The organism is Chitinophaga sp. HK235 (assembly GCF_018255755.1).
Taxonomy (GTDB): Bacteria; Bacteroidota; Bacteroidia; order Chitinophagales; family Chitinophagaceae; genus Chitinophaga.
On sequence record NZ_CP073766.1, the window covers coordinates 1,280,149 to 1,293,065 of the forward strand.

At 44.3% G+C, this 12,917-nt stretch carries 8 protein-coding genes, 1 tRNA gene and 1 pseudogene; 4 read left to right on the forward strand and 6 right to left on the reverse strand.

Annotated features, from left to right (window positions below):
• Positions 1-46 precede the first annotated feature (46 nt).
• Both KD145_RS03835 and KD145_RS03840 read right to left on the reverse strand, forming a co-directional pair.
• Positions 47-1,672 (reverse strand): MBL fold metallo-hydrolase, encoded by a 1,626-nt coding sequence (locus tag KD145_RS03835; protein ID WP_212004589.1) that lies wholly within the window; start codon positions 1,670-1,672, stop codon positions 47-49.
• 555 nt (positions 1,673-2,227) lie between these two features.
• The gene (locus tag KD145_RS03840) at positions 2,228-2,428 is read right to left on the reverse strand and encodes a hypothetical protein (protein WP_212004590.1); all 201 of its coding nucleotides are present in this window, start codon (positions 2,426-2,428) and stop codon (positions 2,228-2,230) included.
• A gap of 278 nt (positions 2,429-2,706) precedes the next feature.
• Between KD145_RS03840 and KD145_RS03845 the strand changes: the two genes are divergently transcribed.
• Positions 2,707-2,844 (forward strand): hypothetical protein, encoded by a 138-nt coding sequence (locus KD145_RS03845; RefSeq protein ID WP_212004591.1) that lies wholly within the window; start codon positions 2,707-2,709, stop codon positions 2,842-2,844.
• Here KD145_RS03845 and KD145_RS03850 read toward each other — a convergent pair whose 3' ends face one another.
• Positions 2,845-3,633 carry a phage integrase SAM-like domain and Arm DNA-binding domain-containing protein gene (locus tag KD145_RS03850; protein WP_212004592.1) on the reverse strand — a complete coding sequence of 263 codons (789 nt, stop codon included), beginning with the start codon at positions 3,631-3,633 and terminating at the stop codon, positions 2,845-2,847. It lies immediately after the preceding gene.
• A 1,578-nt stretch (positions 3,634-5,211) separates the two neighbouring features.
• Between KD145_RS03850 and KD145_RS03855 the strand changes: the two genes are divergently transcribed.
• The 3 genes and pseudogenes from KD145_RS03855 to KD145_RS03865 form a co-directional block, all read left to right on the forward strand.
• Positions 5,212-5,682 carry a hypothetical protein gene (locus KD145_RS03855; protein WP_212004593.1) on the forward strand — a complete coding sequence of 157 codons (471 nt, stop codon included), beginning with the start codon at positions 5,212-5,214 and terminating at the stop codon, positions 5,680-5,682.
• A gap of 2 nt (positions 5,683-5,684) precedes the next feature.
• On the forward strand, positions 5,685-7,358 hold the full coding sequence (locus KD145_RS03860; protein ID WP_212004594.1) for a tyrosinase family protein: 1,674 nt from the start codon (positions 5,685-5,687) through the stop codon (positions 7,356-7,358).
• Between the two features lie 165 nt (positions 7,359-7,523).
• Positions 7,524-8,602: pseudogene (locus KD145_RS03865) on the forward strand (IS3 family transposase); the annotation flags it as partial.
• A 941-nt stretch (positions 8,603-9,543) separates the two neighbouring features.
• Here KD145_RS03865 and KD145_RS03870 read toward each other — a convergent pair.
• From KD145_RS03870 to KD145_RS03880, 3 genes are all read right to left on the reverse strand, one after another.
• A tRNA-Lys gene (locus KD145_RS03870) sits at positions 9,544-9,616 on the reverse strand.
• Between the two features lie 93 nt (positions 9,617-9,709).
• Entirely contained in the window at positions 9,710-11,647 is a 1,938-nt protein-coding gene (locus tag KD145_RS03875; RefSeq protein WP_212004595.1) for a heparinase II/III family protein, read from the reverse strand.
• 6 nt (positions 11,648-11,653) lie between these two features.
• A complete protein-coding gene (locus KD145_RS03880) occupies positions 11,654-12,871 on the reverse strand; it encodes an alginate lyase family protein (protein WP_212004596.1) in 1,218 nt (405 codons plus the stop codon).
• Positions 12,872-12,917: the final 46 nt, after the last annotated feature.

A 12,917-nucleotide genomic window follows, 5' to 3' on the forward strand; every position in this document is an offset into this window, starting at 1 on the left:
ATGCTTGTTCTTATTATAAAGGAAAGGAGAGTTACCAGGTACAATGCTACTCAGTGTCGAGTATTACATCTTTCCTGTTGTAGAGAAGTTCTTTTTCGCCATAGAGGCGCTCGGCTGCAATACCTCTGTTTTTACAGACTTTCACGAGCTTATTTGACTGCACAATAGGATTTGATTCGTCCGTATACTGGATACTGCTGATAAACTCTACCCAAGGTTCCATTCCCATTGCATATACATACACTTCATCGGGTTCAAATATATCTACCAGTGTCATGCCTTTCGCACAATCAGATCCCGCCAGCCTACGGCTACCATCCTGTTCCCTTGTGACTTTCCTGGTCATCAGCGGACCATACAACCAGGTTAATGGCGCGCCATCGCATTCCATCCCGAGGAAAAGCACATCTATGTTACCTACCTGCCGCTGAATGTTGCTGTAGAGAGCAGGTTCTACCACCCTGGAATCAGCCATGAACATAAGCTTAAAGCCGCTTATCTCTACCAGGTAACAGGCCTTCCCGATGATGTTCAGGTCTGAATGTTCGCCTGTGAAAGGTAGTGCTGTAATAGCAGTATCTCCTTCTCTGAGTGTCTGCATTTCTGCCAGGTCAGTAACATTGCTGAAGCCGATATTATCGAACATAAGTTTCAGTTCAGGGTCTACCAGCTTTCCACCGGCAGTACGAGGCACTATAAAATGCTTCACCTTATGCCTGAGCGGAAGCAATGTTTCAAACAGGATATGGTCCTGGTGGTTATGCGTGATCAGCACGTAATCTATTGTCTCCGGCAGATCAACGTCTGAAAAATGCTCCAGGCCTGTACTGTAACCATAATAACTGATCAGCGGATCTACAAGAATGGACACATCTTTTGTTTCAATGAGTATACAAGCATGCCCGTAGTACCGCATACGTATTTTATCACCGGTGTACTTGTTGTATGGCGGCGGAGCTTCGTCAGTAAAAAATGTTTCGAACAGCGCCTCCTCCCGGGAACCGGATACGCCCAACAACTGTTTGATCTTACTCAGCTCAGACGGTGTTCTTTTCATCCTTGCCAACTCGTCAATACCCTTATGATCAAACGGAATATTCAGATGCAATACATTTTCTTCATCCAGTCGCGGTGTGCTTAAACAGAAAGGCCTGTGATCATTATTGGTAATCCATAGTGCCAGGCTCTGGGAGTCGGGTTTGTAATATTCGCTTTGGTACAGGAGCGGTTCGAATAATCTGAAGTCGGCATTGTTGTTCCTGTCATAATAAAGCTCCACATATCCTTTCAGGGTATCCGGCACTTTTTCGTACATAGCGTCCAGACCCATTCCCTTGGCATCCCTGGTCAGCAGCCCATCAAGTTCCTTTATGGCACTTGCCAGCTGGATAGCCTTTTCCTGCTGCTTTAATGTTTTATCTCTCAATGATTTGATCTCATCCACCCGTTTGCCGCCCAGGTCCATAAAAGGGCCTCCTTTCATTTTAGGAATGAGAGCAGCTTCAGCGTGTGCATGCGGCGCTTCAATGTAAGAATCAATGATCGACAAATGCCGGCCTACAATATTCATCGCGGCTGTAGCAGGAGAAATCAGGTGACTCCATGCGTACCATCTGTCAAATAGTGGTTCAAAAACTACGTTAGGCTTGAGGTATACTTTTTTCTCACTCATAATAATGTGTTTAATGCTCCTTATTATATATTGACATGGGAAATTTTGCCCGGAAGTATTCCGGACATAGAGGTCCTGGTCGTGCTCAAGAGACACGACAGCAGAATATCAGCCCGCCATTTTGCGGGTCGATAAAAAATTATGATAGCTTCCAGATTGTGACGCCATGGCAGACAGTATCATCTACTGTCAGATTAATTTCAATACATTTTGTAGAAAAACGGATCCCCCATCAGTGAGACAGTTCGATGGTATCGTGGTTTTTCATATGCCGCATATTACTAAAGGTGTTTCTCAATAAAGAGGCGTATTAATGTAATCTTGCTTGGCTGGACAGATTGTTATTTACTTGGTTTCCTTTGTGTTTGGCAATTCATATTACGGCTTCAATTAATGGTTTCTAAAAATATCCAGGAAATATTTACCCTATTGGCACTCGGCTAATAACACAGGAACTAAATTATAACGCAAGCCTGAAGCAAAATGGCAGTGACTATATTTTATTGATAAAAAACATATTCATGATAAAAAAAGCCAAACTTTTATCCATGAATATCATCTGTTCATCACCTCTGTAATTTTAAACAGGGGTTTGTAAATAAGTCCGGGAGTTTGAAATGTAGAGGGTTGCCCCGGTTGTGAAAGACGGTTAACTTCTTCACGCAGTAATAGACGCAGCATTTGCCAAGACCTTTCCGGTTCAATCGGGCAAAGCCTTGGCGCTGCCTTCTGCACACTGTTTTCTCTTTTGTCCATACTTTACCGATTTAAGGCACGAATATGCACAAACGATAAAAAGAAATCAGGTTAAGTTTGTCTAACAAATCAGCACATTTGTCGCTTGGGGTCAGATAGTTTGCCTTGCTGGCTTTATCGAAAACATAAAATAGCAGCACCAATGCACGGTTAGAAAGCTGATCCTGTTTGCGTTTCTCTAGCTATGAACGCTCCCGGCCTTCATAAGTAGCAATAGCCGTTTCAAGTTTAGGGAAAAATCTCTGCTGAAAAAACGACGATATACAACGTCATACAAAATGAGATACACACCAATGCCCAAAAATACGGTCGAAAGAAAAATAACAGAATGGTGGTTACTGAAAGGCAAAACAGAAACAACACTTACACCAATCAATAGCAAACATGCCAAACGGTATTATTCCAATAGTCATTAATCAACTGGTGACGTGTTGCCGTTGCAGGCCAATTTGCATATAACTAGCATTGTTAGTCGTGGGTCTGAGAAAATTGTTTGTAGATGTAATGGTAGTTAACGGGAGAATCAAATGTAAAAAAGGATTGCAGCCGCCTCTGGATTTAAAGCCGCTCAATGGACTAACAGGTAGCCACCCCTGATCTACAGCAAGTTTGAGCATTTGCTTTAAAATCTTTACATACTTCATGGCAGTGTTGCTGCCCATTTTTTTAGTAGTAGTGAGATAATGCTCAAAATCCGGGGCAAACGAAAATTTGATTTCCTCCAAAGGCTTATCCGACACATGGAAATAGTGTTTAAGAAACGCTACCACCTTGTCTTTAGTGATCTCAAAACGTTTGAGCGTTCTTTCTGATTTCGTTTTCGCCTTTACCTTCTCGCCAAACCGCCTGTTATGGAAGTCTATGGCTTCGCACAAGGTTCTTTTATGCTCAATGATGCCCAAAAAAGAATTTTTCAAGCCTTGCGCCGTTACTGGCTTCCCGCTTGTAACCGATAGGCTGTAATGCTTTTGCAGATCGGATTTCAGGGTGATCAACTGGCGATTGATTGCTTTTGCTTCTTCGGAGTTACCTTTTACACACTGTCCCGCTGCGCTCCATGATTCAGGGTTGACATACTGGTAGGTGGAGAGTTCAGCGCGTTTGTTGCCAACAGTCAGACGAAGATAGATAGCGGGTTTGCTGTTTTTGCAGCGGCTCCTGTTAAGCCATAGTAAGATAGAAAAACTTAGATGACCTTTCTTCATAAAACACTTGTTTTACGTTAACCAATTTTGTTTCAACTTCACTTATCCTGACTTCACTTAATATCAGTCAAACACAATACAGATAAGCACTTCAGGCCAGTGTAGGTTAGCACAATTTATTCATTATTCTGCTAACCGCAACGCTCACTTTTCTATCCTTATTTAACTTTACAAAACTTTACGACAAAAAACAGAAAAGCCTTGTAGAATCTGATTCTACAAGGCTTTAATTACGTAAGAGTATCTATTTTTACTCTTGGTGGTGATCCCGCTGGGATTATATCAAGAAAACCTGTAATGAAATACAATGGTCCTTTTATCAAGGGTTGATTTTATAAGCCGGGAATGCCTGGAATTTTCGGATTTTCCTCGTAATCAGTTAAAGCATCGTCGTAGCTAACCACATTGATGTGGTAGATGGAAAAGAAACCATTTTTCTTATCGTAGTCTACGTCACAAGGCAAGCACACTGATTTTGGAAAAAATTAGTCCCCGCAACTGATAGTGTCCTGAGCCGTTTGTAGCAATAACTAATCGTCATTTCACCAATTCGACTTTGACGGGTATTTTTCCCCTTTTTTAACCTGGCCACACTTCCGCCAAAATAGATGCATCGACCAAACCATCTGTACCAACAATCAAATTATTCTTTAAACACATACAAATTTAATACACATTTAAAATTCGCTCTGGCAACCCTCTTGACTAAATGGTTTTTTTATCTATTTTCGATTACATAAAAGTTATGGATTACCATTTTTTTCATCACTCTAAACCTCAAATAACTGTAATACAAATGTTGTGAAATTACCCTCAGAAGGCAGGCCGGTATTAACTTTCCACTAGGCGTTCATTTCTGTAAGACCTCTTTTCTCTTTCCTGATGGATGCGACAGCCGGATAAAGTACCAGATATCGACAGAACAGACGACAAACTGAAAGTGTATATAGATGCATTTGAAAAGCTGGAGAAAGCAGAAAAGAAAAAAGGAATACGTTGATATTTAGAGATTAAATTATTTCTCAGAAAGTCCTTATTCTTACTATAGTAAAAACCGGATCTTCCATAACAATAGTTAGTAAACCTACCAATTTAAAAGAAAAAATTTTTTTAGGACTAATTATTTTTTAATAGCTTCGGTTACCACCGATCACCAAAAAGACATCAGCTCTATTTGAATGATTCAATGTAAGTGTTTACCCATAGCATTTTCGCATAACATTTTAAACCTCATATAACCAAAGTTCACAACCTCTTTCATTATAATACCCACGTATTGATGCCAGTATTTTGCATTGTTGCAATTATCTGAGTTTATTGTCCTGACTGAACCGGCATGCATAGCGTGTCTTTGGCGGAGCTATGCTGCTGCGTTTCCCGTTCTCTGATTTCTTCCAGTGCATGAGTATACTGATTGTCTTACCTATAAAATGTTGTCTTATGAAAAATGGCATCTCCTATTTCTTTCATAGCAACCATTGCAGAGATGGTACTGCTAATTCTTCTAAAACCCTTTTCCGTGGCTGAATTACGCATAAATATCTTTCAGCCTTTTCTTTTACAAAATTAATATAGGCTATGGAAAATTTAAATGAATGCAACACTTGTAATTGCCATGTCAGGCATTCCGGTGAGCAGCAATCATCGGGGACGATACCCTCGAAAACCGTCAGGAGCGTACCTTCGGTCATATTGAGCATCCTGATTGCTTTTTTCCCGAAATGTCCTATGTGCTGGGCTGTTTATATGAGCATGTTCGGTAGCCTGGGATTGGCGAAGCTACCTTATATGAAATGGCTGCTGCCCGTAATGATGATCTTCCTGGCGATACATCTTTTCTTTTTGTATAAGCGGATAAGAGTGGCAGGATACCTGCCTTTCCTTATCAGCATGCTGGGTGCGGTTTTTATTATGAGCAGCCGCGCATTCTTCCCTGGCACACAATGGTCGCTGGTTGCGGGCGTTGGCATGATCCTGACAGGGTCTTTACTGAATAATTTCCCCAATGTATCCTTGAAACTTATTCACAAGAAACACAAAATTGCTTAACTATGGAAAAAAATGGCATAGGCGTTCGCCGCTCTATAATTGAAATTCAGAATGATTATGATGCAGGCATCAATAATGATCTGGAAAAACTAATGACAGCATGGGCGTATATTAAAGCGTTACCACCCACTGACCCTAACTCCTTTTTTGTGATAGGCGGGTATCACGGAGAACCATTTGCCGGGGAAGGCGCTACAAACCCGGAATGGTGGGGTGGCTACTGTAATCACCAGAATGTGCTTTTCCCCACCTGGCACAGGGTATATGTATACAAGCTGGAAAAAGCCCTGCAGACCACTCCTGGTTGTGAGGATGTAATGCAACCCTATTGGGATGAGACAGATTCCTATTCAACCACATATGGTATACCGCGTGCGCTTACAGTTCCGAAGTTTACATTCAAGGGAGAGTTCCCGCAGTGTTTGCGTGATAAGGGAATTGTACCTGATGATAATAATGCCATCGATAATCCACTGGCCTCATTTATATTCCCTAAAGAAATAACTGACCAGGTGAACAATGACGACTCAGTTTATAGCAAACCACAAGGTTACCAAACAGTAAGATACCCGCTGTCTGGCCTTGTGGGCACGCCGCAGGCCCAAGCCACTACTTACGAGTATAATGCTAATTTCTTTGATCCGAACGCCAATATTGCCTTGCTGAATGCGAATGTATTACAATGGCTTAATAATGTGACTTACTACATACCCGGATGTGGCCCAGGAGACGGGACAACACGACCGGCAGGTATAGCAAAGGCATTCAGTGATTGTCTTGACGCTCCTATTTATACGATATTTTCCAATACGCAATCTGCTGCTTATTATGGTAAAGGGTACACTGCACTGGAGCATCCGCACAACGATATTCATTTGGCAGTTGGTGGTTTTACTCTTCCTACCGGCATAAATAACGGAGGCTATGATGCATCTCAGCTACCGGACGCAAATGGTGATATGGGCGAGAATGATACGGCAGGACTGGATCCCATCTTCTTTTTTCACCACTGTAATATAGATCGTGTGTTTTGGTTATGGCAGCAAAAGCAGGGTTTTACAGAACGTTTTGACATCATCGAAGACCCCGCAGATCTGGGTACCTCAAATGGTTTCAATGGCGGTGCCGGACAAGGCCCTGCCAACGGGCAAACGGAGAATGAAACACTGACTATGACAACTGCGCTAAAACCGTTTATAAAAACAGATACTACCTATTTCACATCAGAAGATTGTATAAATATTGAATCACAGCTAAATTATACCTATACCGATGGCTCATTGTCGCAAAACGATGTTGTTGCGGCTGCAAGAGCTGCCAAGGCTGTTGATTCAAAGAGAAGCGATCTGCATCTCTATATTTCAGGGCTTAGCAGAGGAGGTATCAAAGGCTCTTTTATCGTTGGTGTGTATGCCACCAAGGGGGATGACAAAAGATATCTTGTCGGTTATCAGTCTGTACTGAGCCGCTGGGATGTTGGTGGTTGTGCTAATTGCCAGGCGCATCTGGGAATATCCGGAGCCGTTAGTCTGAATCAGTACACGGAGGAAGAGGTCAGCGGAATGAAATTTCATCTGGAGATTTTTGGCCGTGAGAAACAGAATACAGAACGCTTTAAACAGTTCAGAGCATTGGTTGCAGCAGATACGCCGCCTTATAAGCTGGAGGTAAGGTAGAATTCCTATTGATGAAAAAAAGAGGGCGTCTCAATGAAGTGAACCCGAAAAGTTAGACACTTTTTGGGGCACTTCACAAAAGGCTGATCTCCTCCCCAAAAACTGTAGCACTGAAAATTAGAAATTTCGGGGTAATTCTTCATAACTTAAAGGAGCAAATTGCCCATGAAAAAGACCAAATTTACTGAGGCTCAGATCGTATTTGCGATCAAACAATCCGAGACAGGGATATCCGTAGAGGAAATCTGCCGGAAATTAGGGATTAGTCAGGCTACATTTTACAACTGGAAAAAGAAGTATGGAGGCCTGGATCCATCCGAGCTACGGCGTTTAAAGCAATTGGAAGATGAAAATGCCAAGCTGAAGAAGATCGTAGCGGAGTTAAGTCTGGATAAGCAGATGCTGCAGGATGTGCTCAAAAAAAAGTATTAAGGCCAGCTCAAAAGCGAGAGCTGGCCCAATCCTTAAGCCAGATGTATAAGACTCCCATCCGTCAGTGCTGTCGTGTACTGATGATTCCTGCGTCGGTTTATTACTACAAATCTCACAGGAGGGAGGACCGCCCCTTACGGAAACGTATTAGGGAGATCGCTGATACGAGGATACGATATGGTTATCGTCGGATTCACACGCTTTTGCGTCGGGAGGGCTGGACAGACAACCATAAACGGACTTACCGGATATATAGGGAGGAGGGATTGAACCTTAGGAGTAAACGCCCCCGTCGGAACAAATCCGCAGCTCACCGGCTGGAGCGGCCATTGCTTACAGAATTATATCAATGCATATCAATGGATTTTGTATCAGACGCGCTCTATGACGGGAAAAAATTCCGATCGTTAACTGTAGTGGATAATTATAGTCGGGAATGCCTCGCTATCCACGTAGGAAAATCATTAAAAGGATACGATGTTGTAGGGGTGCTGGAGCAGCTGCGAATAGGTCAGGGAATTCTCCCTAAACGCATACAAACCGACAATGGCAGTGAGTTCATATCTAAAGAAATGGACAGATGGGCGTATCAGCATAAGGTTACAATGGATTATTCCCGTCCTGGTCGCCCGACTGATAATCCTTATGTGGAGTCCTTCAATGGGAGTTTCAGGGATGAATGCCTGAATGCCCATTGGTTCTTATCTTTGGAGGATGCTATGGAAAAAATTGAGACATGGAGGATTGAATACAACCAGTATCGCCCACATAGCTCTCTGAATGACATGACACCAGCGGAATTTGTTGAAGCATGCAAAAAAGAGGGTGTACAAAACGAAGGCCTACCGCTTATTTCTACCTCCAGTCAGATGACTTTTGTAACATCCAAACAGAACTCAACGGCATCAAAAAAGTCATCTGGCCGGACGCAGATTTTTAAGCAAAAAAACACCCCGAAATTCTAGTTCTGGGCGCTACTAAATTGGGGAGCACTTCATTACCCCGAAATTTCTAATTTTCAGTGCTACAGTTTTTGGGGAGGAGATCAAGGCGTCCTCTTTTTTTATGGAGTACTAAATTCAATGATGTGTTTTTCGTTTTTATAGTACAGCCAAAGGAAAAAGACTTTCTGCAATCGTTAAAGCAAACCTTGAGAACCACCCAGTCCGTGTAGTGGATAATGTGATCGAAAAGACAGACATCACCTATAACTATATTTCTTAACTTAGTAAAAGCCGGTTAACCTGTAACAATAGCCCTGATAAATTCTTACGAACTCAGCGGCGATGAAGTTCGGCATGCGATAACTAAATATGGAAATTTCGACGCTGTATTAAAAACAAATCCCAACGGAAATCCAACCGGAAACACTTATTCGGCAGCAGCAGAAATTGGCGCTGACCATTCCTGAAAAAATACGACGTATCCTGGAGGGTACAGGATATTTCCCTATTCATTTAATTTTTTTAACTCCGCAAGAAGAGATTGAAACTAACTTTATTAAAAAGCAAAATTGCGTTTCTATTCTGTAGTCTGGACTTTACAAATAATATTTAGTCAGAATTGATCTTTCAATATCCGCACAATGTGGTTGAATGCGTAGATTCCAACACATATATTTCATATCTTAGTAAAAGCTGATTAACCTGTATAAAGTACAGTAAGGAAATCGGAGTTATATAGAAGGAATTCGACTAAATGCTCAACTAAAAAAGAAAAACCTGCGACTAGCGCAGGTTTTAAAAGTTGTCTGTGATCCCGCTGGGACTCGAACCCAGGACCCATACATTAAAAGTGTATTGCTCTACCAACTGAGCTACGGAATCATTACCTTTTCTCTAAGGGAGTGCAAAGATAGAAAATAATTTATTTCTACCAAATATATAACCATATATTTTGCAAGCACTTAAAAAAAGAGCTTATCGTGTGGTTACAGTAAGTCCCGATCTGGCCTGTATTACAGGGGCTACACACTTAAAGCTCACCCGGTAAATATTATCGCCCCATTTCTGCCGGATACCCTGGTCTTCCATCGTTTGAAGGGTTACTTTTTCTACGGAGGCTTCCAGCTGACGGGCTGGATAAGACACCATAAAATCTCTGGAAGTAGTATGGATGACCAGCTTTCCCGGCTGAAGGATACTCACCGGATAACAGGTCATGAGGTGTTGGATGAAGGTACCGGCAGCTTTCAGAGACACCTGGTCTTCGATCTGTACAGAACGCCGGCGGTTGAGCCGGATGCTTCGCTTCCACTGCTCAATACCGGCTGCTTCCGGATAAGTAGCTGTCAGGTCCAGTGACAGCTGACTGTAGCCTGCGGCGGACTTATACTCCACCTGGGTGGCTTTATAACGGGGACCCGGTAATTGCGTATATCCGTTGACGTCAGGCAGGTTATGGTAATCGGAGCGGTTAAACCAGATATCGTAACGTTTATCACTGAAAGTACGGGCCGTATAGGTACCACGCCCCACATCGATGATGACAGGCAGACCGTCATAGTAAACGATATAGTTACCGACGTCGTTATGATTATGACTTTCGTCGTTGCTACCTCCTTTGGCTGCTACATAAAAGCCACTGACATTACCACCATGATCGCGGGCCACCATCACCTGCAGATCAGGCCACCAAACGTTTTGCGGCATCGGTAGTCCTTTGGGGGTTGCTTTCACTTCCTGTTGCAGGAAGAGGGAGAAGAAGTTACGGAAGAAATGATAGTTGCCGCCGAAGGTCCTGTCTTCCCGGAAATAATACGCGCCAAAACGCATCATATCCGTATCAGCGATCGCTTTACCAAAACGGTAGATCATCATACCGTCCATACCGGGCTGTGGGTCTGCGTCGGCAAAGTCCAGAAAATAACGTTCGCTGATCTGTGCCTGGTAGATAAACTGTCCCATTTTCCTCACTTTATCATCCTGGAAGACATAGTTAAAAGCATGATGGGTGGCCAGGTCCAGCAGCGAGATGTTGTCAAACAGCGAGGCTGCGGCTGCACCCCAGTAACCGGGTCCTTCGTCACAACCTCCGTCTGCGGGATAAGGGTCCAGGAAGTTGTCCAATGTCAGCAGTATATGCTGCACGGCGGATATCCGCTTGTGTTCATCCTTTTCGAGTAATAGTACGGCGTTGAGCCAGTTGGAGCAGATCCAGGGGTTCCAGTTATTGGGACGGCGACCGCTGCTGGCATTGCCCATCCAGCCATGATGTTTGGTCATCAGTGGCTGGAAGATACGTTTATCGGTTTCTTCGTATATGCGTTTCCGGATTTGCGGTGAAACAGCATCCAGCTGGTCTCCAACGTAATAATCCACCCAGGCGAGCAACGTGGCTGTTTCTGCAGAAAACAGCTCTACAAACGGAGAAGACACATCAGGCAGGCCCGCATAGTCTTTCCCTTTGGGCAAATGAGCCGAAGCTCCCCAGAAAGATTCTTCACAAACAGACCACACCCCGTTGATGATATCATCAGTGAAACGGCCTTTATGCTCCAATATTTCAGCGAGTAATAAAGTGGCCAATGCCTCCCGTTTACGGTTGGCAATCGCCTGATAATCGCTGCGGTTACCGGTTCGCACGATCAGCAGAGAAGTGGTGGCCGGTATGCCGGGCCATTCATAATGCAGATACCCGGTTGCTTTTTTAATGATAGCGGCTGCCTGTTCCCGATCTATAGCTGCCCAGGCAGCATCACCGGCAGGTGGAAAAGGGGTCCAGGAGGTACGCGGTATCAACAGCCGTTCCAGCTGCGTGGTGGTGTATTTCCCACTCAGGAGATGCTGTGCTGCTGCCTGCAGTGAGATCATACAACTCAGCAACAGCCCTATTGTCCAGCAAAAAAAATTACGCATAAAACATCAGTAAGTACGGTGAGTAAGACGGTACAAGTCAGAGGGAACAAATGGATGCTGCTGCCATAAAGTGGCAAATCCGGCCTCCGGATACCTATCGGCGGCCCTCACGGTCAGCGCTGTAAAACTATCCGGGTTCAGCGGTTTGATCTGCTGGTAGGTCCATTTCTTTTGGCCTGCGGCATAAGGCAGCATCCACCGGAACGCTTGCTCCAGGCTCTTTTGAGCCGGGCTTTCATAATGCCACAGGTCAATAGCTGTATTTTCCGCCAGCAGGGCCAGCTGCACAAATCCTTCCAGGTTCATCTGCGAATAGTTCCATGACAGTGTCCTGGCCAGCTCCAGTGGCTGGCGGCCATCCGGGGTCAGCTGACGGTCTATCCGCTGTTTCGTTTGTCCGTTCAGGATAGTCGCGGCCAGTTCACGCTGTTCTGTAAACAATGCCATCACTACCGCCTGCACATCGTACCAGGTGCCGTGATTGTTGAGCTGACGGGCTTCATCCAGCCCAATGGGACTGGTACGCATCCATTCCAGAAAACGGCGGTACCAGGACTGTATACCGGCATAGTCGTCTGTTGTCAGCTCCGGCGCAGCTTTCAACAGCTGAATACCATCCACCAGCATAGCGGTATTATGTGTATCTATGAGCCCTATCCCCCGCCCTTCCGTAATACCTGGTATGGCCTGACCGTAGTTGAGATGCGGATTCATCAGCGTAGCGCTGTCCAGAAACCAGGCTCGCAGCAGTTTTACGGCATGTGCCGCATAACGGGATTCCCCTGTGAAATACCAGGTTACACCCAACGTATATACGTCCCGGCACAAAGCATTGTAATATTCCGCGTCCTGTATATCGAATCTTTCGGGATTAACAACACCATCCCGGCGTACATAGGGCAATCCATCCGGCTTGGTGGAATCAGGCCACCAGTAAGGGCCTACACTCATATAGTCGTGTACGTTACCACTGGGTGGCAGTTTCTTTTTAAATGTAACGGAATAAATCCCATGCTGTAAAGTTTTCTCGGCTGTTGCCTGCAAACCTTTGAGAGCCGCCAGCAGTCCGCTATCCCCTAACTGCAGTTTTATTTTATTCGCCTCCAGGGTGGCTGATTTCAGTAAAAACGTTTGCACATCAATGCCACCAGCCGGGTGAACAAACTGCTGCGCCACCGCTCCCAACCCCGCCAGCAACAGACATATGGAGAGAAGATATTTCATATGTGGAATTTTTAAAAAATGCGAATGATGAACCTGAGGGTTCATC